The 22595-nt window shown below is 70.3% G+C and carries 23 protein-coding genes and 3 pseudogenes; 16 read left to right on the top strand and 10 right to left on the bottom strand.

Features of this window, described 5'->3' with window-relative positions; genetic code table 11:
- Positions 1-260: 260 nt before the first annotated feature.
- Positions 261-1124: a helix-turn-helix transcriptional regulator gene (locus tag AB0D59_RS50190; RefSeq protein WP_362579613.1), complete on the bottom strand. Its 864-nt coding sequence runs from the start codon at positions 1122-1124 to the stop codon at positions 261-263.
- An 88-nt stretch (positions 1125-1212) separates the two neighbouring features.
- Positions 1213-1623 carry a VOC family protein gene (locus AB0D59_RS50185; protein ID WP_362579610.1) on the bottom strand — a complete coding sequence of 137 codons (411 nt, stop codon included), beginning with the start codon at positions 1621-1623 and terminating at the stop codon, positions 1213-1215.
- A gap of 127 nt (positions 1624-1750) precedes the next feature.
- Here AB0D59_RS50185 and AB0D59_RS50180 point away from each other — a divergent pair, with 127 nt between their 5' ends.
- Both AB0D59_RS50180 and AB0D59_RS50175 read left to right on the top strand, forming a co-directional pair.
- Positions 1751-2512 carry an SDR family NAD(P)-dependent oxidoreductase gene (locus tag AB0D59_RS50180; protein ID WP_362579608.1) on the top strand — a complete coding sequence of 254 codons (762 nt, stop codon included), beginning with the start codon at positions 1751-1753 and terminating at the stop codon, positions 2510-2512.
- A 161-nt stretch (positions 2513-2673) separates the two neighbouring features.
- Positions 2674-3633: pseudogene (locus AB0D59_RS50175) on the top strand (IS701 family transposase); the annotation flags it as partial.
- A gap of 110 nt (positions 3634-3743) precedes the next feature.
- Here the strand turns inward: AB0D59_RS50175 and AB0D59_RS50170 are convergent.
- Positions 3744-4271 carry a cupin domain-containing protein gene (locus AB0D59_RS50170; RefSeq protein WP_362579606.1) on the bottom strand — a complete coding sequence of 176 codons (528 nt, stop codon included), beginning with the start codon at positions 4269-4271 and terminating at the stop codon, positions 3744-3746.
- Positions 4272-4659: 388 nt separating this feature from the next.
- On the opposite strand from AB0D59_RS50170, the gene AB0D59_RS50165 reads away from it, so the two are divergent.
- Positions 4660-5544: a helix-turn-helix transcriptional regulator gene (locus tag AB0D59_RS50165; protein ID WP_362579603.1), complete on the top strand. Its 885-nt coding sequence runs from the start codon at positions 4660-4662 to the stop codon at positions 5542-5544.
- Between the two features lie 164 nt (positions 5545-5708).
- Here AB0D59_RS50165 and AB0D59_RS50160 read toward each other — a convergent pair whose 3' ends face one another.
- On the bottom strand, positions 5709-6653 hold the full coding sequence (locus AB0D59_RS50160; protein WP_362579600.1) for a helix-turn-helix domain-containing protein: 945 nt from the start codon (positions 6651-6653) through the stop codon (positions 5709-5711).
- Between the two features lie 71 nt (positions 6654-6724).
- Between AB0D59_RS50160 and AB0D59_RS50155 the strand changes: the two genes are divergently transcribed.
- From AB0D59_RS50155 to AB0D59_RS50130, 6 genes are all read left to right on the top strand, one after another.
- Positions 6725-7414, top strand: coding sequence for an HD domain-containing protein (locus AB0D59_RS50155; protein WP_362579597.1), 690 nt, complete (start codon positions 6725-6727; stop codon positions 7412-7414).
- A gap of 68 nt (positions 7415-7482) precedes the next feature.
- Positions 7483-7908, top strand: a complete 426-nt coding sequence (locus tag AB0D59_RS50150) for a RidA family protein (protein ID WP_362579595.1) — start codon at positions 7483-7485, stop codon at positions 7906-7908.
- Positions 7909-7975: 67 nt separating this feature from the next.
- Entirely contained in the window at positions 7976-9214 is a 1239-nt protein-coding gene (locus tag AB0D59_RS50145; RefSeq protein WP_362579592.1) for an MFS transporter, read from the top strand.
- Positions 9215-9697: 483 nt separating this feature from the next.
- A complete protein-coding gene (locus AB0D59_RS50140; protein WP_362579621.1) occupies positions 9698-9955 on the top strand; it encodes a hypothetical protein in 258 nt (85 codons plus the stop codon).
- Positions 9956-10095: 140 nt separating this feature from the next.
- Entirely contained in the window at positions 10096-11016 is a 921-nt protein-coding gene (htpX, locus tag AB0D59_RS50135; protein WP_362579589.1) for a zinc metalloprotease HtpX, read from the top strand.
- A gap of 2 nt (positions 11017-11018) precedes the next feature.
- A complete protein-coding gene (locus AB0D59_RS50130) occupies positions 11019-11603 on the top strand; it encodes a hypothetical protein (RefSeq protein WP_362579619.1) in 585 nt (194 codons plus the stop codon).
- A 28-nt stretch (positions 11604-11631) separates the two neighbouring features.
- Here AB0D59_RS50130 and AB0D59_RS50125 read toward each other — a convergent pair whose 3' ends face one another.
- From AB0D59_RS50125 to AB0D59_RS50100, 6 genes and pseudogenes are all read right to left on the bottom strand, one after another.
- Complete coding sequence (locus tag AB0D59_RS50125) at positions 11632-11916, bottom strand: hypothetical protein (RefSeq protein WP_362579586.1); 285 nt, start codon at positions 11914-11916, stop codon at positions 11632-11634.
- A 231-nt stretch (positions 11917-12147) separates the two neighbouring features.
- Positions 12148-12549, bottom strand: a complete 402-nt coding sequence (locus AB0D59_RS50120) for a DUF2252 family protein (protein WP_362579583.1) — start codon at positions 12547-12549, stop codon at positions 12148-12150.
- 19 nt (positions 12550-12568) lie between these two features.
- The gene (locus AB0D59_RS50115) at positions 12569-12883 is read right to left on the bottom strand and encodes a hypothetical protein (RefSeq protein WP_362579580.1); all 315 of its coding nucleotides are present in this window, start codon (positions 12881-12883) and stop codon (positions 12569-12571) included.
- Positions 12884-13094: 211 nt separating this feature from the next.
- Positions 13095-13649, bottom strand: a complete 555-nt coding sequence (locus tag AB0D59_RS50110; RefSeq protein WP_362579616.1) for a peptidylprolyl isomerase — start codon at positions 13647-13649, stop codon at positions 13095-13097.
- 393 nt (positions 13650-14042) lie between these two features.
- A pseudogene (locus tag AB0D59_RS50105) lies at positions 14043-14690 on the bottom strand (caspase family protein); the annotation flags it as partial.
- Positions 14690-15229, bottom strand: a complete 540-nt coding sequence (locus AB0D59_RS50100) for a hypothetical protein (RefSeq protein WP_362579578.1) — start codon at positions 15227-15229, stop codon at positions 14690-14692. The pseudogene AB0D59_RS50105 and the gene AB0D59_RS50100, both read right to left, overlap by 1 nt.
- 124 nt (positions 15230-15353) lie before the next feature.
- Between AB0D59_RS50100 and AB0D59_RS50095 the strand changes: the two genes are divergently transcribed.
- The 7 genes and pseudogenes from AB0D59_RS50095 to AB0D59_RS50065 all read left to right on the top strand — a co-directional run bounded on the left by AB0D59_RS50095 (position 15354) and on the right by AB0D59_RS50065 (position 22447).
- Entirely contained in the window at positions 15354-15767 is a 414-nt protein-coding gene (locus AB0D59_RS50095; RefSeq protein ID WP_362579575.1) for an arsenate reductase family protein, read from the top strand.
- Positions 15768-15898: 131 nt separating this feature from the next.
- Positions 15899-17226, top strand: a pseudogene (locus tag AB0D59_RS50090) (IS200/IS605 family accessory protein TnpB-related protein).
- 136 nt (positions 17227-17362) lie between these two features.
- Positions 17363-18073, top strand: a complete 711-nt coding sequence (locus tag AB0D59_RS50085; RefSeq protein WP_362579572.1) for a hypothetical protein — start codon at positions 17363-17365, stop codon at positions 18071-18073.
- 284 nt (positions 18074-18357) lie between these two features.
- Positions 18358-19389, top strand: a complete 1032-nt coding sequence (gene glnII / locus AB0D59_RS50080; RefSeq protein ID WP_362579569.1) for a glutamine synthetase — start codon at positions 18358-18360, stop codon at positions 19387-19389.
- Between the two features lie 82 nt (positions 19390-19471).
- The gene (locus tag AB0D59_RS50075) at positions 19472-20410 is read left to right on the top strand and encodes a hypothetical protein (RefSeq protein ID WP_362579566.1); all 939 of its coding nucleotides are present in this window, start codon (positions 19472-19474) and stop codon (positions 20408-20410) included.
- A gap of 328 nt (positions 20411-20738) precedes the next feature.
- Entirely contained in the window at positions 20739-21371 is a 633-nt protein-coding gene (locus AB0D59_RS50070; RefSeq protein ID WP_362579563.1) for a winged helix-turn-helix domain-containing protein, read from the top strand.
- A gap of 65 nt (positions 21372-21436) precedes the next feature.
- A complete protein-coding gene (locus AB0D59_RS50065; RefSeq protein ID WP_362579560.1) occupies positions 21437-22447 on the top strand; it encodes an NAD-dependent epimerase/dehydratase family protein in 1011 nt (336 codons plus the stop codon).
- The last annotated feature ends 148 nt before the right edge of the window (positions 22448-22595 follow it).

Genomic DNA, 22595 nt, shown 5'->3' with positions numbered 1-22595 from the left:
ACGTCGCCCGGGCACGGTTCACTTCATGTGCGTCCACACCCCCAACATGCCCCCAAACAGGACCGCGAGACAGACCTAACGGAGCCCTACTAGGCTCTTCGCAGTTGAGGGTGTAGATCTGGGCTGGCCGATGAGTGCCGTGCAGACGACAGCCACCTGCGTCTGGTCCGACAGCGGCATCACGCACCAAGGCTAGCGGCGCTAGACGGTGACAATCGGCCGGTCGCGTCTATCGCTCGAGCGGTACCTCCTCGATCGGTTCATCGGACTGGTTCGGTTTGCATCGCCTGTGTGCCCACGACGGTCAGCAGCGCGAGCTTCTCGGCGGTGTCGGTCCCGGCGCGTGGGGTGAACCAGAGCAACCGCTGGCGGCCGTCCTCGCTGAAGAGGCTGAGGCAGTTGAGGTCGAGCATGCCAACGGTGGGGTGGACGATCCGCTTGCGCTCGTCTCTGCGCACCTCCACGTCCTGGTCGGCCCAAAGCGCCTGGAACTCCGGCGACTGCTGCAGCAGCTCGTCCACCAGCTTGGTCGCCTCGGCGTCGCCCGGGCTGCGTCGCCCGACTGCCGCGCGCAGGTCGGCAACGAACGAGCGTGACTGCGGGGCGAGGTCCTCCTGCGGGTAGATCTGCCGCGAGGCCGGGTCGGTGAACCATCGGTAGATGAAGCTCGCCGCGCGGCCGTGGTGCGCGGACAGGTCGCCGAGCATCGCGATGGCGAGCGGGTTCTGGACCAGAACGGTGTGCAGATCGGTGCTCACCATCGCCGGGGTCCCGTCGATTCGTGTCAGCAGGTCGAGCATCGCGGGGTGGACGTGTGACGCCGTCCCGCCCTGGTGCGGGATCGGGCGGTTCGACAACCGGTACAGATGGTCGCGTTCGTCGAGACTGAGGCGCAGGGCGCGGGCGAGCGCGGCGAGCATCTGGTCGGAAGGCTGCGAGCCGGCACCGCGCTCGAGCTCGGTGTAGTACTCCACCGAGGCGCCGGCCAGAACGGCGACCTCATCGCGACGCAGACCGGGGACGCGGCGCCGCGGGCCGGGCGCGAGCCCGACCTCCTCGGGGCGGATCCGCTCGCGTCGCGAACGCAGGAAGCCACCGAGTTCGGAGTACCTCGTGTTCGACATAGGCACAGCCTCCCTGGGCGGCGCCGTTGGCGCCAGGGGATGTCGTCCCCACCTTCGCAAGCGACTGTCACGGTCGCCTCGTGGCGTTTCAGATCGCGGCGGTCAACTCGATGATCGTTCCGACATTGTCGACGATGAAGGCGATTCGTTGGCCGATGGGGTCGATCTGAAGTGGCCCAGCGAAGGGCGCCACACCACGTGCCTGTAAGCGGGCAAGGACGTCGTTGAGGTCCGCCACGGCCAAGCAGATGTGGTGGAGCCGTTGGATGTCGTGGGTCGTGGGCAGGCTCGACGGCATGGGGATGCGGACCTCTGCCACAGCCGAGATGAGTTCGATCTTGCTGTCACCGTTGCTCAGGAACGTGAACGTCGACCCGTTGGCGCTGAACTGCAGGTCTGGCGAGTAGTCGAGCTTGTCCGAATACCAGGCGATGGTGGGCTCGAGCACGTCGGCTGCCAGTGTGATGCCGACATGGTCGTGACGAACGTCGATGGTCATGCGGATCCCTTCGTTGGCTGACGTTTCGTCCAGCCTCTGCGCGTGACACCGCTGCCTGCCAGGGGACGGCGTCCCCACCATTGGAAGCAACTGTCGCGGGCCCACGCCGCGCCACAGAGTGGACGCCATGAACACCTCACTCACTGACACACTCACTGACTCCGGCGCATCGCCGGTCGCTGGAAAGACGGTCCTGATCACCGGTGGCACGAGCGGGATCGGCGCCGCGACCGCTCGGCTCCTGCTCGTGCGTGGCCACCGGGTCGCCGTCACCGGGCGCGACCCTGGCCGGCTCAAGGCCTTCCTCGACGAAGTCGGCCACGCGGACCGCGTCCTGGGCCTGGTAGCAGATGCCTCCGACTGGGACTCCACCAACACGGCGGTCACCAGCACGGTGGAGCGCTTCGGGTCGCTCGACGCGGCAATCGCGAACGCAGGCGGCGCGTCCGCGGATCACTTCCGGACGGGCAGTGCCGGCGTCATCGACGGCGGCGATCCGGAGCTGTGGGCACCGATGGTACTCGCCAACGTGCTCGGCCCGGCTCTGCTGGCCAAGGCGACCCTGCCCCACCTCGAGCAGTCCCGCGGCCGGCTGGTGCTCATCGGCAGCGTGGCCGGAATCAAGAACAGCCCGGGCAACCTCTACTCCGCCACGAAGTGGGCAGTAGTCGGCTTCGCCGAGAACCTCCGCCTGCACGCCACGACCCGCGGCATCGGAGTCACGGTCGTGAACCCAGGCATGATCGACACCGCGTTCTGGCACGGCCAGGCTCCCCCCATCGCGATGAGCCCGGATTCGGTGGCCGAGGCGATCGGCTTCGCGCTCGACCAGCCGGCAGGCGTCGACCTCAACACGGTGACGATCCGTCCGATCGGCCAGCCCGTCTGACTCCAGGCGGGCAGCGTGCTCACTGGTGCACCATCCTCGTGTCAGTGATCTTCGATGGATCGCTGATGCACCCGAGGTGCTGCCGGGTCATCGCCTGCTCGCTTGACGCGTTGGACGTCCAGCATGAGTTCTGCGGGGCCCGGCAGAGGGGGGCGCGTCAGTCGGCGTGCGTGACACGGCAGTACACCGGCACCGCGGGCAAGGTCACCAACTGCCAGGCCGGGTGTCGCTCCATCTGGCGTCCGACCACGCGTCGGCGGCCATCGACTGGCGTCTGTTCCTGCCCGAGAGCTGGGATCCCGCCTCGCCGAAAGCCGCTCCCGCCAAGGTGGCCCGCCGCACCCCGTGCGGCGTCCCCGCCGAGGTGGGCCATGTCGAGAAGTGGCAGCTGGCCCTGGACATGATCGACGAGACAAGGTCGTGGGGCATCGATGTCCCTCTCGCCGTCGCCGACGGCGGATACGGCGACACGGCCGCCTTCCGCCTCGGCCTGGAGGAACGGGGGCTCGACTACGTGGTGGGCATCTCGACCACGACGACTGCCCAGCCGGAAGAAGCACAGCCGCACACCCCTCCCCTACGGCGGCCGCGGCCCCCGGCCCCAGCCCGCCTATCCCGAGCCGGCCCAGACCGTTAAGAACCTGGTCATCGCGGCTGGCCGGCAGGCCGCCCGACCCGTGCAATGGCGGTAAGGCTCCCGGCCCGGAAGCGGAAGCGGAAGCGGAAGCGGAAGCGGAAGCGGGGTGAAACGCATGTACTCCCGGTTCGTGGCCCTGCGGATCCGGCCAGCCGGACGCGAGATCCGCAAGAACACCGACGGCCCGGAGCTACCGGTGCGCTCGGTGCCGGCCGAATGGCCCGCCACCGAGCCCGAACCCGTCCAGTTCTGGCTGTCCAACCTGCCCGCCGACACCCCTCTGGCCACCCTCGCGCACACCGCGAAACTGCGCTGGCGCAACGAACACGACTACCGCGAGATGAAACAGGCCCTGGGGCTGGCCCACTTCGAAGGCCGCACCTGGAGAGGCCGGCACCACCACGTCACCCTCGTCTCCGCCGCGCACGCCTTCTGCACCCTGCAGCGCATCACCCGGTCCCCAAAAGGAACGGCGTCGGCCTGAGCCTCTACCGGGTCACCCACGAACTGCAGTCACCCCTCGCGGTCTGGACCGGCGCCTGCCCCACCTGTCACCGCGACATACCCACACCATTACAACCTGACCAAGCACTACTAGGCGAAGTCGTCGTGGTCAATACCGATAATAACGGCCGCACAGACCGCTGGCACGTCACCATTATTGATCCACCGGTGCTTCGTCCCGTTCTGGATGATCGTGTCGCCTGCCTTCAGAGTCTTGCTAGCGCCATCGTCGAGTTCGAGGGTGAGCTCCCCGGACAAGACCACCATGAGGTCGATGCTGGCCGTCTTGTGCATCCCGCCGCCTTCGGGGAAATTATCGTCGAAGCCGTGACGCATTTGCCGCCGCGGGGTAAATGCCCCCGGCGCTAGCTCCGGCAACGGGTCTGCGCCATTCGGCGCCAGCGTGACCATTACATAACGAAATCCGCCAGTCCCCGGGAAATACTCGTCTTCACAGGCAGGCTCCGAACCGGCGTCAGGGAAGTGGACACCTTTGTAGTCGCCGCCCCAAATCTGGTAAATAGGGCCACCACCCCCATCGTGCTCAAGCTCCACGTCGCTGGCAAAAACAGCCTTGCCCTCCGCGTTATGACCAGTGGCTACTCGTCTTATGGTCATGTTGAGCTCCCTAATGCGTTGATGGACGTCGCGGCATCGCGCGGATGAGTTTCATGGTGACGCGGGGTATGGGGTAGACCGATGATCATAGATCTATCGAATTGTGTGCTATGACAACTATTCCATGGATTAGGTATCGCCCTACTCCGCGCGTATTCGATGCCGCGATTGAGGCGGCAGGCCCGGCATTCAGCCTGGGATTCTATCGTTGGCCTCCAATTCGTCAGGCGGTTGTGATGCAGGTGCCGACTGGGGGAAGCCGTGCAGGGTCTCTCTGCTTCCCGTGTCCCTGCCATGAAACCCGTATTCGTGCGCGGGTGGGAGTTACTGCTCTTCCGGGTAACGGCAGTACCTCCCAGCACACATCCGCACGACCTACGGTGGTGATGTGACCGACAGCGAGAGGCATGAGCAGGCCGACGCGGTGCGGGAGTTCCTCAGTACCCGTCGCGCCCGCATTACGCCCCAGCAGGCAGGACTGCCCGTCTTCGGTGTCAAACGACGAGTGACCGGGTTGCGCCGGGAGGAGGTGGCACTGCTGGCCGGGATGAGCATTGACTACTACATCCGCCTCGAGCGCGGGAACTTGAGCGGCGCCTCGGACTCGGTGCTGGACTCCTTGTCCCACGCACTTCAGCTCGACGATGCCGAGCGGGCCTACCTCTACGACCTGGCCCGCGCGGCCACTGCGTCCGGGCGTCGGCCACCCGCTGCGACTGGGCGCATCCGACCGGTGGTCCTGCGGATGCTCGACGCGATGACCGACCTGCCGGCCTACATCCGCAACGGGCGGTTCGACATCCTCGCCGCCAACTCTCTCGGCCAGGCTCTGTATGCCCCGGTCTACGATTCCCCGTTGTTCGCGCAGCGTGGTCCGGTCAACACCGCGCGGTTCCTGTTCCTCGATCCTGGTTCGGCCGATTTCTGGCCCGAGTGGGAGAAAGCCGCCAACGACTCAGTCGCCTTCCTGCGCACCGAGACCGGCCGCTCGCCGCAAGACACGGGCCTGACGGACCTGATCGGAGAGCTCTCCACAAAGAGCGACGAGTTCGCCCAGCGTTGGGCTAGGCACGACGTGAAGTTCCACCGCTCCGGCGTGAAGCAACTCCACCACCCGCTCGTCGGGAACCTGGCCCTGCCCTACGAAGCCCTCGAGCAGCCCGCTGACCCCGGGCTCCGTATCACCATCTACTCTCCCGATCCCGACTCACCCGAACGCCAGGCACTCGATCTTCTGGCCAGCTGGACCAGCTCGACCGCACGCGAGCGCTGACAATCGTCACCCCGCTAATGCCGCGTCAGGCATATTTGCCCTGTTTTGGTGACGCGCCGTCGGAGGGCTGGCCCGGGCGGTGCGTGGCCCGGCACCCTCAAATGGCCACGCCTGGCGGCGGTCGCCGCGGGCCGGACCGACGTGGGTGGCCGGCGCGATCCGTGTCAGCGCGTGAAAGTGCGTCGGTAGGCGGTGGGGGTGGTGTTGAGGGTTCGTCGGAAGTGCAGACGCAGGTTCGCCGCTGTGCCGAGGCCGCAGTCCCGGGCCACCTGTTCCACCGAGTGGGTCGTCGTCTCCAGTAGTTCGCGTGCCTTGCCGAGGCGGGCGCCCAGCAGCCACTGGAGGGGCGTGGTGCCCGTCTCCGTGGCGAACCGGCGCATGAAGGTGCGTGGTGAGACGCCCCCGTGCCGGGCGAGCTCGCGGAGCGTGAGCGGCTCGTCGAGGTGGCGCAGCGCCCAGCCCCGGGTCTCGGAGAGGGACGTCTCCCCGGCCACGGCGACCGGAGCCGGGATGTACTGGGCCTGCCCGCCGTCGCGGTGCGGCGCGGCCACCAGGCTGCGGGCGATCCGGTTGGCCACGATCGCCCCCAGGTCGCGACGCACGAGGTGCAGGCACAGATCGATGCCGCAACACACTCCGGCCGACGTGAGTACGTCCCCCTCGTCGACGTAGAGCACGTCGCGGTCGACGGTGACGGACGGGAAGTTCCGTTCGAGCTCGTCGATGTGCAGCCAGTGGGTCGTGGCATGCCGTCCATCCAGAATGCCCGCCGCGGCCAGCGCGAAGGCGCCCGTGCAGATCGACACCACCCGTCGGCCCCGGTCGCGCGTCTGGGCCAGCGCGTCGAGGACCTCCTCCGACGGCGGTACCAGCGGCTCGCTCCCCGGCTCGTATCCCGGCACGATCACGGTGTCGGCGGCGCGTACTTGCTCCAGGCCGCCCTCGGTCACGAGGGAGAAGCCGCCGGTGGTCGCCACCTTGGAGCCGAGCCCGCACACGGTCGTCTCGTAGGGGGTCTCCGGGCGGGTGTTGAAGATCTGCGCCGGGATCGCCAGGTCGAGCGGGGTGACGCCGTCCAACGCCAGGATCGCGACTCGGTGTGTCGTCATGTCAATATTCTATCGATAAGAGGCAAGGTTGCCACTCACCTGGTCAGGGAGTGCGTGCCAGCCTGGTGGACATGACCGGATCGACCCGCAACCAGGTGCCCCCCGAGGCGGCCACCGACCTGATCGTGCTGCCCGACACACCGCTCGCCGGTGCTGTCTTACAGCTCATCAAGCCGGTGGAATCGCCCTCGGTGTTCAACCACAGCATTCGCACCTACCTGTTCGCCCGGCTCGTGGCCGCGCGTCTCGCACTGGCCGCCGGCCAGGACTACGAAGACGACCTGCTGTTCGCGGCGTGCACGATGCACGACTTCGGCGTGGCTTCGGACGGCCCGCACCTCCAGCGGTTCGAGGTCGAGGGCGCCGACCGGGCCGCCGCGTTCCTCGTCGAACACGGACGGTCCGAGGCGGAGGCCGACGAGGTCTGGCAGGCCATCGCCCTGCACACCTCCTCGGGCATCGCGGAGCGCCGCGGCACGCTGTGCGTGCTCGTCCGCGAAGGCGTCGCGCTCGACTTCGGCGGCCCGATGGGCAACACCTACGCCGATTGCCTCAGCGACGAGCAGGCCGACGTCGTCCACGCCGCCTACCCGCGGTTGGAGATGATCCGCTCACTCACCGACGCGATCGTCGCGCAAGCCGCCAAGAACCCGAAGAACGGCCCGCGTTACGCGCTTCCCGGTGAATTCCTGCGCGAACGCGAGGCCTTCGGCCGGACCCGGATGGAGCACGCCTGCGGCTCCTCCCGATGGGGCAACTGACCGGCCCTGCCCGGCCCGCCACCCGGTCGACGAGACGACACAGACATCAGAGAAAAGGACACACCGCAATGGCCATCCACCCCGTAGAGGTCCCCGACAACTCGCCGGTCTTCGGAGGGACCACCAGCGCCTTCGCGCGCTTCGGCCACGCCCCCGCGGTCCGTTCGCACGGGCACCTGTTCATCTCCGGCCAGATCGGCCGCCGCCCCGACGGTGTCCCCGGGGAGACCGCCGAGGAGCAGACCGAGCTCGCCATCCGGCGTCTTGGGGAGATCCTCCGGCTGGAGAACCTCGACCTCAGTGACCTGGTGGACGTGACCAGCTATCACGTCGACATCCGCGAGAACATGTCCGGCTTCCTCGCGGCCAAGGAGCGCCTCGTCAAGGCTCCCTACCCCGCCTGGTCGATCATCGGCGTCAGTGGCCTCGCCAGCCAGGAACTCCTCGTAGAGATCCAGGCGACCGCCGCCTACCCCGACGACTCGGCCCGATAGAGCGCCGCTCCGGGGCCCCCGGCGGTCTCGACCCCGGGGGCCCCGGAGCCGTGCAGTGAGGTATGTCATGAAGACTACGACGCCACTGAGTGACGTCCCCCTGACCGTCCGGCGTACGGGCGGCTCCGCCGGCCTGGCGCTGCTGGCGTCGATCATCGTCTCGTTCCTCGCCGCGTCGAGCGCGCCGACGCCTGTCTACGCCCTCTACGCGGCCCGGTGGCACTTCTCCCCGATCACCACCACGGTTGTCTTCGGCGTGTACGCCGTCGTCGTCCTGACTGCCCTGCTCGTGCTGGGCCGGGCGTCCGGCCACCTCGGTCGCAGGCCGGTGCTGCTGGCCGCACTGGCCCTGCAGGCCATCGCCATGGTGGTGTTCAGCATGGCCGGCGGCGTCGGCGCGCTGATCATCGGGCGGGTGCTGCAGGGCATCGCCACCGGCGGTGCCCTGGGCGCGCTGGGCGCGGCGATGCTGGACATCGACCGCGAGCGCGGCACCCGTGCCAACGCCGTCGCCCCGGGGCTGGGGTCCGGCGTCGGCGCACTGCTGTCAGGCCTGGTCGTCCAGTACCTGCCGGCTCCCACGCACCTCGTCTACCTCGTGTTCATCGGTGTCTTCGCCCTACAGGCCGCCGGGGTCGCTGTGCTGCCGGACACCGGGGGCCGGGCGCCCGGGCTGCGCTCCTCCCTCGTGCCCGAACTCGCAGTGCCGCAACGCCTGCGCGGTCCGCTGCTCGCGGTGGCCCCGGTGTTGTTCGCGGTGTGGTCGCTCGGTGGTTTCTACGGCTCGCTCGCCCCGGCGCTGGCCCGCGAACTCTCGGGCTCGGGCTCCGCGGTGATCGGCGGCCTCGGCCTGTTCGTCCTGACCGTGGTCTCGTCCGCCACCGCCGTCTCGCTCGGGCGCACGCCGCCCAGGGCCGTGATGTTCTTCGGCATCACCCTGCTCGTGCTGGGATCGCTCGGGACCCTCACGGCCGTCGGACTCTCGTCGTTCGCCGGATTCTTCGTCGGTACTTTCGTGTCCGGGGTCGGCTTCGGAGCCGGGTTCCAGGGAGGGATGCGTACCGTCGTGCCCCTGGTCGCCGAGCACGAGCGTGCCGGTGTTCTGTCGGCGGTCTACGTGGTCTGCTACCTGGGCATGAGCCTGCCCGCCGTCATCGCCGGGGCCCTCGTCGTGCACGGGGGCGGCCTGGCGGCCGCGACACGGGACTATTCGTGGTTCGTGGTGGCGCTCGCCGTCATGACGCTGATCGCCCTCCTGCGCCTCAAAGCGCCGGCCACGGCCGGATGCCAGGACACGCCAGGCTGAGGAGGGGCTGCTTGAGTGGGCCAGAGGGCTGGGCGCGGTGCGTCAGGCGGGGGCGTCGTTCTACTCCGAACTCGCCGCTCTCGAGTACGCGGCGCAAGGACGCGGTGACGACATGAGCGCTACGGCCGATGCGTAGCACACGGCATGGAGCACGAGCCACGGCGTGGACGTGTACACGCTCGCCGACCGGCTGGGCCACTCCGGCCCGGCCTTCACCCTGCGTAGATATGTGCATCGCGTGCCGAATACCGGCGCCAAGCTGCGCGCCGCATCTACCACCACACGGCCTGACCTGATGTGCAACGCCTGTGCAAGACGATCTTGACGACGGGACGAAAGCGCAGGCCAGAAGACTGGACGTGCATTACTTCGACGTGCGACAGAGGCCGATTCCGGCCCTCGACGCCCCCGTTCCTGGTTTCTCAGGGCGGGGGCTTCGTCGTATCGTGCGGCTGTACTCATGTTCGAGACGGGGGAACCATGATGTCCCAACAGGGTGACGAGGAGCAGGAGTTCGACCTGCGCTGGGCCGACCGGGCGGAGCACAAGGAGCCGTCGGCGCGGGCCCGGATGCTGGCCGCGCGCTGGAAGGAGAACCCGCCGGACCCGGTACCGTTCCGGGCCGACGCGGGGCCGGCGCAGCCACGCCGGTCGTCGTGGGTGTCCACGGTCCTGGTACTGGGGTGTGTGGCGGCGGTGATCGTCCTGCTGGGGTACCTACAGACCCGGTCGCCGTACTGACCCGGCCGCCGCCGCCGTGACGGCAGCGCGCGTTCACAGGGACCTTTTGCCGCTACTAGGCACGTTCGGGGCCTCCTCATTGCCCCCGGCAGGTGCACACTGGACAGCGGGACGAGTGCCTGACTGCGGGGTGATGGCAGATGCAGAGCCGCTTCCGGAGCGACCGGCGACTGACCGTGCGTATGACGGTCACGCTGTTCCTGCTCGGGTTGTTGTACGTCGGCTTCGTTGCCGCGTTGATCGTGTTGCTGAAGTCGTGGCTGCTGGTCGTCGTACTGGTGGGCGCGATGTTCGTGGCACAGTTCTGGTTCTCCGACCGGATCGCGATGTTCGCCATGCGCGGGCGGGTCGTGGAGCGGGATGAGTATCCCGAGCTGCATGCGGTGGTGGACCGGCTGTGTGCCATCGCCGACATGCCGAAACCCGTGGTCGCCGTGTCCGCGATGGACATGCCGAACGCGTTCGCCACCGGGCGGAACCCCGATCACGCCGTGGTCTGTGTGACCACGGGCCTGCTGCGGCGGCTGGAGCCCGCCGAGCTGGAGGGGGTGCTCGCGCACGAGCTGTCGCACGTGGCGCACAAGGACGTCGCCGTGATCACGATCGCGTCGTTCCTGGGTGTGATCGCGGGGCTGATCGTGCGGTTCGCCTTCTACTCGCAGATCTTCGGCGGGGGCAGGCGGGACCAGAACACGGCTGCCGTCTTCGCCATCGTGATCGGGGTCTCCGCGGCCGTGTACGCGCTCAGTTTCCTGCTGATCAGGGCGCTGAGCCGGTATCGGGAGCTGGCCGCCGACCGGGCGGCCGCCCAGCTCACCGGGCGCCCCTCCGCGCTGGCTTCGGCGCTCACCAAGGTCTCCGGTGACATCGCCCGGATCCCGACCAAGGACCTGCGGACCGCCCAGGCCTTCAACGCGTTCTACTTCACCCCGGCGACCGGCAAGGAGCCCGGCATCGAGCGCTTCTTCTCCACCCACCCGACCCTGGAGGCACGGCTGGAGCAGCTGGGGCGGATCTCGGCGGAGCTGGGCGAGGCGGCGAAGCCCGGGAAGGCCGGGTGAGCATGGGGTTCCTGGACATCCTGCTCGGCCGCACCAAGCCCGTCGCTCCCGACCTCGACCAGCTGTTCGCGCTGCCGTCGGCGGCGGTGACCCTGGAGGCGGCGGCCGGGTTCCGGCCGACCGGCCTGGGCGCGGTGTGCTTCGCCACCGTGGAGGGCGCGGCCTTCGAGCAGACCCACCGCGAGGTGCAGGCGCTGCTCGACGCGGACACCGACCGGGGCGACTCCCCGGTCGAGCTGCACCAGGACGACTACGGCTACTCCTGGCTGGTCTCGCGGCGCACCCCCGACCAGCTTCCGCAGCTGGTCAACGACCTGCACGCGGTGAACAGTTCGATGGAGGTCAACGGCTTCGGCCCGCAACTGCTCTGTTCCCTGGCCTCCTTCGAGGACGAGCGCGGGCGCAGACTCGCGCTCGTCTATCTCTACAAGCGGGCGACGTTCTACCCCTTCGCGCCGCTGCCCGGGTCCGGCGAACGGCGGGACAGCGCGCTGGAGTTGCAGGTGAAGGCGACCCTCGCAAGCGACCTGCGGATCGAGCAGGACCTCAGCCGCTGGTTCCCGGTGTGGGGTGCCCCCGGCCTCTGACCGGCCGGGGACACCCGCCTACGGGCCCTTACTGACCCTTGTTCCTCTCCTGCCGCCGGAACTCCAGGGGGCGCTCGCGCCGGTAGCGGCGCTCCCACTTGGCCTGGCGGTCACGGCGGTCGCGGTACGTCTTGTAGTCGTTCGGTGTGCCCCCGCCCCCGCCGGACGAACCGCCCGACGAGGATGCCGACGACGAGCCGCGCCCGTAGTGGACGTACACGAAGAGCAGGGCGACGGCGGCGAGCCACCAGTTGTGGTTTCCGAATCCGAGGATGACCAGGACGACAGTTCCGGATAGGACGATGGTGCCCATGACGGGCCTCCGTGGCGTGAGCGTGTGTGAGCGGTCGACGGATCCGACGGCACGCGGGGGACGGGCGGCCGTCCGTCGGTGCGTAGCAGAGTAGCCCCGAGTCCCCAGGGCGCGGTCGGCCCTTCGGAAAGCGGTGGTGGACGGCTCCGGAACGCGTCTCCAGCGTAGGGATCCGGTCACTCGGCGTGCATCCCGTTTTCGGGAGCGCCCGCATGAGGGGGCCCGTCCGGCTCAGCCCCCCGGTGCCGCCGTCAGGACGCCCGCCGTGACGGCCGCGTCCAGGACGACGTGGTCGGTGGTGTCTGGTCGGCGTAGGCAGGCGGGGGCGAAGTCGGTGAGCGCGTGGCCGAAGGTGTCGGTGCCGACCAGGCAGGCGGCGACGGCGATGCGGTCGCCGGAGCGGGCGTGGGCGCGTGCCAGGGTCCTGCCGCACCGGGCGGCGTAGCCCCGCAGACCCTTCGGGTCCATGGCGGCGATCGCTGCGGAGCCCTTCACGCCCCGCAGCCGACGCCAGCAGAAGGCACGGACTTGCGGCGGCAGCGTCCGAGGAGGAGCCGACGCTCCTCGGTGAGGACGGGTGAGCGGGGGCGGGAGCCCCGGTGGCGAAGGCGCCGGGAGCCGCGTCGGACACACGGCACCCGGCGCCACCGGCTCACCGCGAGTAGCGCATCAGCGCGCGCACCATGTGGCACGTGGTGTCCGACGGCGGATGGATGCCGATGCTCTCCGCCGTGCTCCGGATCGTCTCGTCGCGCGCCTGGTTGGGCAGGTAGACGCCGGAGTCGAGCAGGGCGATGGCGAGGCGCATGGCCTTGAGGCGGCGGTTGTGCGTGACGTACCACTCGCGTGGCCGCCCGGCCGGCAGCGGGCGTTTCTCCGCCGGCGCGTAGGGCGAGTCGAGCAGGACGGCACGCTTCGCGGTGGACTGGGTCGGCAACGGCTTCGGCTTCAGTGCGGCAGCGGGCACAGGCATCCTCCTGTCGCGGTCAGAGGGCCTCCGGACATCCCGGCGACTCTCTCGAACACTGCTTCAAGTGTACTGGCCGCCACTGACAATCGGGCGCTCCGAACGATCCGTCAAAACAGCAGGTGACTAAGGGAATCGCGGCTCCGTTTCAGCGGTTTCTGATGGTGCGTATGAGGCCGCAGAAATTCGAACAAGGCTGGCCGCCGGCCCCTCACGCGTGGCCGGATCCGAGCACGCTGACGCCGCGCAGGACGACATCCCCACGGGGACGGTCGCCCGGCCCGGTGGGCGTCGCGGCGATGGCGTCGACGACCTGCCGGCCGGCCGCGTCGAGTACGTCGCCGAAGATGGTGTGCTTGCCGTTCAGCCAGGTGGTGAGTGCCACGGTGATGAAGAACTGCGAGCCGTTGGTGTTCGGGCCTGCGTTGGCCATCGCCAGCCGGTAGGGCCTGTCGAACTTCAGGTCGGGGTGGAACTCGTCCCGGAACTGGTAGCCGGGGCCGCCCGTTCCGGTTCCCAGCGGGTCACCGCCCTGGATCATGAACCCTTCGATCACCCGGTGAAAGACGGTGTCGTCGTAGAGCCTGGCGCGGGTTCTGCGGCCGCTGAGCGGGTCGGTCCACTCCCGCTTCCCCTCGGCGAGTTCGACGAAGTTCCGTACGGTGTCGGGCGCGTGGTCCGGCAGGAGCCGCAGCGCGATGTCTCCGAGGCTGGTGTGCAGGACGGCGTGGAGTTCGCCCTCGGGGACGCGGTGGCGGGCCGGCACGCCGGCGGACGCCCGGTTGACCGGCACCGCCGCCTGGACGAGTTCGGCGGCGGCCGCCCCAGCAACCCGGTTGCGCGGCACCGCCGCCTGGACAGGTTCCGCGGCGGCCGCCCCCGCAGCAGGGTTGAGCGGCACCGCCGTCCCACCGGCCGCCGCGCCCTCCCAACCAGCCGCCGCCCCCAGTCCACCGGCACCCGCCGTGCCTACTCCACCGGTGCCCGCCGCGCCCGCTCCACCGGTGATCGCCGCGCCCGCCCTACCGGTGCCCGCCGTGTCCGCCCTACCGGTGCCCGCCATGTCCGCCCCGCTCTCGGTCCACCGGTTGCGTACGAGCGTGATGCCGTGTCCGCCGTTGCGTGCGCGTTGCTGCGGCTTCGGTCTGGACTTGGCGGTGAGTTCACGGTGGACGTGCCAGAACAGGGTGTCCATCTGCAGGAGTTCGGCCCCGCCAGGCACGCCCCGGCCGAGCGCGGCGATCAGTTCGCCGGTGAACGCGGTGTACTTCTCCCCCTCCGGCGCCCAGGCCGTCCTGGTCTCGGTCGCGGCCGTCATCAGATAGGTGCCGTCCGCCTCGGCCAGGTTGGCGAGCGTGGCGTCCGCTCCCAGGTGGCCGGTCATCGCCCGGCCGCTGTAGCAGCAGTCGAGGATGACGACCTTGCGGGGCGCGTCGCACTCGTACACCAGCATCCGGCGGATCGCGTCGTAGGGCACCGCCCGGTAGAGCCGGCTCGCGTCCGCGCGGGGCAGGGCCAGGTACAGGTCGCCGTCCTGGGACACCAGTCCATGGCCCGCGAAGTACACCAGCATCAGGTCGGTCGCCTCGGCGGCGGCTTCGTGGACGGCGTCCAGGACCGCTTCCGGGGACGCGGGGTCGTGCAGGACGCGGCAGTTGGGGCGGCGCAGTCCCCACAGATCGGCGGCGCGGAGCAGGGCCGCGAGGTCGTCGACGCCGTCGGCCACGGAGGGCAGTCCGGGCAGGGTGGCGTAGTCGCTCACGCCGATCAGCAGCGCGCGGGAGGCGACCGGGTCGGGCAGGCCCATCACGACCCTCCCGGTGTCCCCGGTGTCCCCGGTGTCCCCAGGGTTCCCGCCCCGGTCCCGTCCGGAGCCGGAGCCGGGTCCGGGTCCGCGCCCAGGGCCGGGGCCGGGGCCACAGCCGGGGCCGGGTCCGGGGCCGCGCCCGGGGCCGGGGCCGCGTCCGAGCCCGCGGGCTGTGGGTGGCCGGTCGGTTCCTCCAGGGCGGCGACGATGCGGCGTACCGTCTCGGCCGAGCCGTCGTGCACGGTGACGGACCGGCCGTCCCCGAGCTGGATGACGATCGGCGGGGCGGCCGGCCGCTGGCCGCGCCAGGCGGCGTACGCGAGCGCCAGGTTCAGCGCCGAGAAGCCCTGGCCGAGGACCAGGTCGATGATCTCGACCGCGCCCATGGCGGTGCCCGGGTGCTCCCCCGCCGCGTCCGGTGCGGGCACCAGCGTGGGCGTGGCCGAGCGGCGCACGTCGGGATCCTCGCGCAGCCATCGGTACAGATCTCGTACGGCGTCCTGCCCGCCGTCCGCCGTCGTCGCTATCAGGACCCGCATCGCTCCCCCGATTCCGTTCGCCGTCCGACCACGATAGGGAAAAAGGCCGCCGAGGGTGATCCGTCTGCGCTGCCGGGTCACCGGTGCGGCCGGCCGGCGCGGTGGTCTGGCTACGGTGGCCGGTATGGAGATCTGGATCAACCCGGCCTGCTCGAAGTGCCGCACCGCGATCGGCCTGCTCGATGCCGAGGGAGCCGACTACACCGTCCGCCGTTATCTGGAGGACGTGCCGAGCGAGGCCGAGATCAGGGCCGTACTGGAACGGCTCGGGCTCGAACCCTGGGACATCACCCGCACCCAGGAGGCGGTCGCCAAGGAGCTGGGGCTGAAGGAGTGGGCGCGGGACGCGAGCGCGCGCGACCGGTGGATCACCGCTCTCGCCGAGCACCCCAGGCTCATCCAGCGGCCGATCATCACCGCCGACGACGGCACGGCGCTCGTCGCCCGCACCGACGAGGCCGTACAGGAAGCGCTGGCCAGGGGTTGTGAACAGGTGGTGATCGACGGTGTGCGAGCGCGTTCTGGCACGAATGAGTGAGTCTTCGGGTGGTGGCGGGCGCACGCGCTGAGGGGAGAACGAAGTTTCTTGTCTCGAATGCGTGACCTCGGTCGGTGCTGGTCGTTGGGTGGGTGACGGATTTCGGCGACAGCGGGTCGGGGGTGCGGGCGGTGGGTGGACTGCGGGAGGTGGCGGCGCCGTTCGTGGTGCCCGGCCCTTCGGGTGTCGCCATCCGGTCCCGGCTCAAGGGTCTGACCGGCGAGGACGAGAGGGTGCTGTGCCTGGTCGGTGACCACCTCGCATCGCTCGCCGCCCGTGATCTGAAGGCGAGGTGCGCGGCCGGACCGGACCACGACAGCGAGCAGTGGGCACAGCGCAAACGTGTCCTGACCGCAGAGTCCTCCCCCCGCTGGGCCGGGTCCATCACGAAGGCCACCCACGACCAGTGGGCGCTCGCCCGACGCGGCCACCTCGCCCACATCCACAGCCTTCAGGCGGGGGTACGCACGATCGCCCACCGGCTGTCCCTGCCCCTGGGCGAGAAGGGCGGCAAACACGCTCCGGGCGGCTACCGCTCACCCAAGGAGTGGCACGCCAAGACCCGCCGTCTGCACGTCCTCGAAGACCGGTTGGAGGCGGCGCGGGCCGACTGGCAGGCAGCTGTCGTGTACGTGGTGCGCGGCGGCAAGCGACTGCTGAACACCCGCCACCACCTTGACGCCACCGGGCTTACCAAGGAGCAGTGGCGCACGCGGTGGCAGGCCGAACGACGGTTCCTCCAGGCCGACGGTGAGTCCGGCAAGCGGTACGGCAACGAGACCCTCCGCGTCACCCCTGACGGCGAAGTCTCGATCAAGCTTCCCGCGCCGCTGGCGCATCTGGCGAACGCATCGCACGGCCGGTACGTCCTGGCCGCTCGCGTGTCGTTCGCGCACCGGGGCGAGCAGTGGGCCGACCGTGTCACCGCGAACCGGGCCGTGGCCTACCGCATCCACGAAAACGTAGGCCGGGACCGCTGGTACCTGACCGCGTCCTGGACCCTGCCACCCGTCCAGACGGTTCCGCTGGCGACGGCCCGCGCGAACGGTCTGGTCGGCGTGGACACCAACGCCGACCACCTGGCCGCCTGGCGCCTGGCGCCTGGACCGGCACGGCAACCCCGCCGGCGAACCGCTCCGCTTCGGCTACGAACTCACCGGCACCGCCCACCACCGCGACGCCCAGGTCCGGCACGCACTGATCCGGCTGCTGCACTGGGCCAAACGCCACAGCCTCGCCATCGCTATCGAGGACCTCGACTTCACCACCGAGACCACCCGCGAGAAACACGGCCGCAAGAAGCGGTGAGGGAAACCGCCCCCGCATCCCCGGACCACAGACACGATCCGTCGGCGCCGGACGCGGAGCGAACGCGGTCGACCAGAACGCCCAACACCGTTCGGGGCGTTCGGCTGAGCACGAGTCCTGGCAACAGGACTCGCTCCCGCTCAGTCTCTAGAAACGGTAAGAGCTGAGCAGCCCTCAATTTCAGTGTGACGTAGGTTACTTCAGTGACTCCTGTAACCGCTGAGTAACGACGTTCGGCATCTCGTACCTACCGACGTACGCTCCCCCACCCCTTTCAGGAGGCGCGCATGTCGCGTAGGAGAACTCTCGGCGCCAAGAAGTCGATCGCACTGCTGGTCGGCGCCGCAGCCGTCGCCGGCGGCGGGGCCTTCGTCCTGGCGTCCAGCTCGAACGCCGCGCAGCCCTCGCAGAACGCGAAGACACTGTCGTCCGCCGCGGACTCGACGGTCTGCTCGGGGCTGGCCACCGCCCTCGGCAACAACCAGAAGTTCATCGCGGACCAGAAGGCGAACCCGGACGCCCAGTCGGCGGCCCGGATCACCAACCGCGAAGCGGTGATCGCGCAGATCAAGGTCCAGCAGAAGGCGTCCGGCTGCGTCGTTGGGGAGTCGGCTCAGGGCTCCCAGGCGGCGGGCGGTGCGCAGACGGGCCAGACCGGTCAGACGGGCCAGACCGGCCAGCAGGCCGCCACGCCGGCGCCCTCGAAGAGCGCGGCCACCGGGAACACCGGAGGCGGTGCCGCCGCCTCGGGCCAGCAGGTCTGCAACGGCTCGACCGTCACGCTGTCCGGCGAGGCCGGTGCCCCGGCCGCCTCCAGCAACCAGTTCCCGGCGGGAACCACGCTGAAGGTCACCAACCTGGACAACAACAAGTCCACGACGGTGAAGGTCACCTCGGTGTCGGGCAGTTGCGTGCTGCTCAACAACGCCGCCTTCGAACAGGTCCGGGAACCCGGCAAGTTCCTGATCCGCCGCGCCGTGATCGAGAAGATCGGCTGACGGACGACACGGGCTGTGGCTCGGCCGCCGGCTTTCACGGAGGGAAAGCCGGCGGCCGCCGCGCAGGGGCCGCGCACGGCGCCCGAAATGGGCTCCGTACCCCGCCCGTCCGCGTCTCACAACGTGAGTCGCGCCACAGAACCGCCAGGTAACACCGGGTTCACATTCGAGCAATGATCGGGAAATCGCCTGTTGACAGGCTGCCGGGCAACACCGAGGCGCCCCAGTGCCGTAGCGCCACTGCACCCGCAAGTGCGCCCGACCCACCCCGAAGGATGTGGCCCGTGACCTTCAAGGCTGAGTACATCTGGATCGACGGCACCGAGCCGACGGCCAAGCTGCGTTCGAAGACGAAGATCATCGCGGGCGCCCCCGCCGGTCTCGACGCGCTGCCGATCTGGGGCTTCGACGGGTCCTCCACGAACCAGGCCGAGGGGCACTCCTCGGACCGTGTGCTGAAGCCGGTCTTCACCTGCCCGGACCCGATCCGCGGCGGCGACGACATACTCGTCCTGTGCGAGGTCCTGGACATCGACTTCACCCCGCACTCCTCCAACACGCGTGCCGCGCTGGCCGAGGTCGCGGAGAAGTTCGCCGCGCAGGAGCCGATCTTCGGCATCGAGCAGGAGTACACCTTCTTCGACGGCGCCCGTCCGCTGGGCTTCCCCGAGGGCGGCTTCCCGGCCCCCCAGGGCGGCTACTACTGCGGTGTCGGCGCCGACGAGATCTTCGGCCGCGAGATCGTCGAGGCCCACCTGGACAACTGCCTGAAGGCGGGTCTGGCGATCTCCGGCATCAACGCCGAGGTCATGCCCGGCCAGTGGGAGTTCCAGGTCGGCCCGGTCTCCCCGCTGGAGGTCTCCGACCACCTGTGGGTGGCCCGCTGGCTGCTCTACCGCACCGCCGAGGACTTCGGCGTCTCCGCCACCCTCGACCCCAAGCCGGTCAAGGGCGACTGGAACGGCGCCGGCGCGCACACCAACTTCTCCACCAAGGCGATGCGCGAGGGCTACGACGCGATCATCACCGCCTGCGAGTCGCTCGGCGAGGGCTCCAAGCCGCTCGACCACGTCAAGAACTACGGCGCCGGCATCGACGACCGTCTGACCGGCCTGCACGAGACCGCCCCGTGGAACGAGTACTCCTACGGCGTCTCCAACCGCGGTGCCTCGGTCCGTATCCCGTGGCAGGTCGAGAAGGACGGCAAGGGCTACATCGAGGACCGCCGCCCGAACGCCAACGTCGACCCGTACCTGGTGACCCGGCTGATCGTCGACACCTGCTGCACCGCCCTGGACAAGGCCGGCCAGGTCTGATCCGCGAACTCCCCGCAGGGGCGCCCACCGTGACGGTGGGCGCCCCTGCGGCGTTGTCGGTGGCGCGTGTCATGGTGGGCGCATGGAGATCGACGAGGTGCTCGCCGTCAACGCCTGGACGGAGAACGGGCAGAGGTATCTGTGGAGTGCGCCGGACGGACTGCGCGAGGCGGTGCGCGGGCTCGGCGCCGCCGGGAACCGCTTCCTGATCGCCCAGCGCATCCCGGACCTGCCGAGGGTGTTCGCGCAGGTGTGGCACGAGGAGGGCGGCGACTACCGCCTCGAACACCGGCGCGGCGCGGACGAGTTCTCCGGTACCAACCTGACGGACCCGGACCGGGTGGCGGACCTGCTGGCCGGCTGGGCGCGGGAGGACGACGGCTGGGACGCGGGCGTGGCCTGGGAACCGGTCCCGGTGCCGCCGCGCGAGGAGGTACCCGCGCTCGCGGCCGACGTGGCGGCCCGCGCCGAGGAGCAGGCGCACGCCCTGCTCCGGGACGGCTACCTGGGGATCGACCGGCTCGTCCGGGAGACCGTGGACCTGATGGCGGACGACGACCGGGACGGCGCCGCGCCGGTCTCCGCGGCCCAGTCGCGCGAGGTCGTGGAGCGGCTCTGGGTGGCGCGGGTGGCGGAGCAGCGGGCGTGGACCGGGCTCACCGACCCGGACCGGCTGACGCGGGCGTTCACGGCCCTGGAGCGCGAAGGCGTCGTCGCCCGCGAGGACTTCGCCTGCTGCCGCTCCTGCGGTATGGCCGAGATCGGCGCCGAGGCCGAGGACGCGGGCGGCGCCCGGGGCTTCGTCTTCTTCCACCACCAGGGCACCCGCTCCGCCGCCGAGGGCCACGGCCTCAGCCTCTACTACGGCGGCTTCGACGGCTCCGCCGACACCACCACGGCCGTCGGCCGCGCGGTGGTCACCGCCCTCACCGCCGCCGGGCTGTCCGCAGTGTGGGACGGCAATCCGGACAAGGCGATCGAGCTCACCCCGCTGACCTGGCACAAACGCCTGGTGGGATGAGGCGGGCAGGATCAGGATGCCGCCAGGGACGCGTCCAAGCAGTGAGAGGAGGGTCCTGTTTCCGGGCTGTGTCTGCTTCAATGGGCGCATGGCCAGCTACCAGAAGTGCACCGCGACGGGTCGCCATGACCTCGAGCCCTTCTGGCCTTCCCGTCAGCACCACGACTTCGACCGGGTGTGTTGCCGCGCGATGAACGCGCGGGCCCTCTAAAGCCGTACACCCCGGCCTTCGGCCAGCGCGAAACGCAGAACGTCCCGGCGCGCCCGACCACGAATCGCGGCCGTCGTCCCGACCGACGAACTCCTCGCGCGAAAGAGCTGACGTCTCATGGCGACCACTCGTTCTCTCTCCCCCGCCTCCGCCCTCGCCGCCTCCTCCGCCGCCCGGCACCGGCTGCGTGCCGTCGACCGGGACGAGGTGGTGGACATGGCGGACTTCCTGCCGCCGGGGGCCACCTGGCTGCCCGCCCCGCAGCACACCCTGCCCACCCTGCCGGGCCAGCCGCCGATGATCGGCTACCTGGTGCTGGTGCCGGCGGACCAGCGGCCGCCGTTCCTGCCCGTCGCGGTGCCGGACGCGCAGGAGCAGGCCGACGTACCGGTCGGACGGGCCGACGTACCGGGCGGACGGGCCGACGTACCGGTCGGGCGGGCCGCGAGCGGCACCCGGCCGCTCGTCACCGTCGACTCCGGGCAGCGCACCGCCCAGGTCGACGGGCGTGAACTCGACCTCACCTACCTGGAGTTCGAGCTCCTCGCCCATCTGGTCGCGCACCCGAACCGGGTGCACACCCGCGACCAGCTGGTCACCACGGTCTGGGGCTACGGCCATGTCGGCGACGGCCGCACGGTCGACGTCCATGTCGCCCGGCTGCGCCGCAAGCTCGGCGCGGAGCACCGGGGCGCGATCCAGACGGTCCGCCGGGTCGGCTACAAGTACACCCCGCCGACCGGCCGCTGACGAGCCGCTCTGCCCTCGGCAGAGTCCCGTTCCGTCCGGCGCCCCCTCCGGGCATGATCACCGGCATGAGACTTCTCGTACTGGGTGGTTCCGAGTTCGTGGGGCGGGCCGTCGTGACGGCGGCGTTGGGGCGCGGCTGGGAGGTGACCGTCTTCAACCGGGGACAGCACCGGCCCCCGCCGGGCGTGCGGGCGCTGCACGGCGACCGCACCGCGCCCGACGGTCTCGCCGCCCTCGCCGACGGCACCGAATGGGACGCGGTCGTCGACACCTGGTCGGCCGCACCCCGCGCCGTGCGGGAGACGGCACGGCTGCTGCGGGACCGCGCCGGACGGTACGCGTACGTGTCGAGCTTGTCGGTGTACGACTGGCCGCGCCCGGCCGGTTTCACCGAGGACGAGGCACTGGTGACGGGGGCCGCGGCCGACGCCGGGCCGACCGAGTACGCGCAGGACAAGCGGGGCGGTGAGCTGGCCGCCGTGGAGTCCTTCGGCGCGGACGGCTCGGTGCTGGTGCGGGCCGGGCTGATCCTCGGGCCGTACGAGAACGTCGGCCGGCTGCCGTGGTGGCTGAACCGGATCGCCCGGGGCGGGCCGGTGCTGGCACCGGGCCCGCAGGACCTGCCCGTCCAGTTCGTGGACGCCCGCGATCTCGCCGAGTGGACCCTGGGCGCGGTCGAGCGGGGCCTGTCCGGGCCGTACAACCTGACCGCCCCGCCCGGCCACACCACGATGGGCGCGCTGCTGGAGGCCTGCCGCCGGGTCACGGGCTCGGCGGCGGAGCTCCGCTGGACCGACCCCGAGGTGATCCTCGCCGCCGGGATCGAGCCGTGGGTCCAGCTACCGGTGTGGGTGCCGCCGGGAAGCGAGTCGCACGACGCCGTGCATCGCATGGACGTGTCGCGGGCGGTGGCGACGGGGCTGGTGTGCAGGCCGGCCGAGGAGACCGTGGCGGACACGTGGCGTTGGCTCCGGGAGACCGGTGACGAGGCGTCGTCGAGGCCGGCCCGTGTGGTCAAGGGGCTGGACCCGGATGTCGAGGCGCGGGTGCTCGGCCTGCCGGCAGGAGGGTCGTGATCAATCCGCGGGCCGCTGGGGGTCGATAGCGCCCACGCGGCGGAGCCGCATACCGCTTCGGGGGGGGGGGGGGGGCGCCCGGGGCGCCGGCCCCCCCCGGGGGGGGAGCAAACAACCCCCCCCCCACGGGGGTGGGGCGCGCACCACA

Origin of the sequence: Streptomyces sp. NPDC048417 (assembly GCF_040651615.1) — a bacterium.
Classification (GTDB): Bacteria; Actinomycetota; Actinomycetes; order Streptomycetales; family Streptomycetaceae; genus Streptomyces.
This window is presented reverse-complemented; position numbering and strand designations above follow the sequence as displayed.

Coding starts and splice junctions, on each gene's coding strand:
- AB0D59_RS50190 (WP_362579613.1), bottom strand. CDS start 1,124: ATGTCGAACACGAGGTACTCCGAACTCGGTGGCTTCCTGCGTTCGCGA.
- AB0D59_RS50065 (WP_362579560.1), top strand. CDS start 21,437: ATGAGACTTCTCGTACTGGGTGGTTCCGAGTTCGTGGGGCGGGCCGTC.
- AB0D59_RS50100 (WP_362579578.1), bottom strand. CDS start 15,229: ATGCGGGTCCTGATAGCGACGACGGCGGACGGCGGGCAGGACGCCGTA.
- AB0D59_RS50130 (WP_362579619.1), top strand. CDS start 11,019: ATGGGGTTCCTGGACATCCTGCTCGGCCGCACCAAGCCCGTCGCTCCC.
- AB0D59_RS50180 (WP_362579608.1), top strand. CDS start 1,751: ATGAACACCTCACTCACTGACACACTCACTGACTCCGGCGCATCGCCG.
- AB0D59_RS50125 (WP_362579586.1), bottom strand. CDS start 11,916: ATGGGCACCATCGTCCTATCCGGAACTGTCGTCCTGGTCATCCTCGGA.
- AB0D59_RS50160 (WP_362579600.1), bottom strand. CDS start 6,653: ATGACGACACACCGAGTCGCGATCCTGGCGTTGGACGGCGTCACCCCG.
- AB0D59_RS50140 (WP_362579621.1), top strand. CDS start 9,698: ATGTCCCAACAGGGTGACGAGGAGCAGGAGTTCGACCTGCGCTGGGCC.
- htpX (WP_362579589.1), top strand. CDS start 10,096: ATGCAGAGCCGCTTCCGGAGCGACCGGCGACTGACCGTGCGTATGACG.
- AB0D59_RS50075 (WP_362579566.1), top strand. CDS start 19,472: ATGGAGATCGACGAGGTGCTCGCCGTCAACGCCTGGACGGAGAACGGG.
- AB0D59_RS50070 (WP_362579563.1), top strand. CDS start 20,739: ATGGCGACCACTCGTTCTCTCTCCCCCGCCTCCGCCCTCGCCGCCTCC.
- AB0D59_RS50170 (WP_362579606.1), bottom strand. CDS start 4,271: ATGACCATAAGACGAGTAGCCACTGGTCATAACGCGGAGGGCAAGGCT.
- AB0D59_RS50185 (WP_362579610.1), bottom strand. CDS start 1,623: ATGACCATCGACGTTCGTCACGACCATGTCGGCATCACACTGGCAGCC.
- AB0D59_RS50155 (WP_362579597.1), top strand. CDS start 6,725: ATGACCGGATCGACCCGCAACCAGGTGCCCCCCGAGGCGGCCACCGAC.
- AB0D59_RS50085 (WP_362579572.1), top strand. CDS start 17,363: ATGTCGCGTAGGAGAACTCTCGGCGCCAAGAAGTCGATCGCACTGCTG.
- AB0D59_RS50095 (WP_362579575.1), top strand. CDS start 15,354: ATGGAGATCTGGATCAACCCGGCCTGCTCGAAGTGCCGCACCGCGATC.
- AB0D59_RS50145 (WP_362579592.1), top strand. CDS start 7,976: ATGAAGACTACGACGCCACTGAGTGACGTCCCCCTGACCGTCCGGCGT.
- AB0D59_RS50150 (WP_362579595.1), top strand. CDS start 7,483: ATGGCCATCCACCCCGTAGAGGTCCCCGACAACTCGCCGGTCTTCGGA.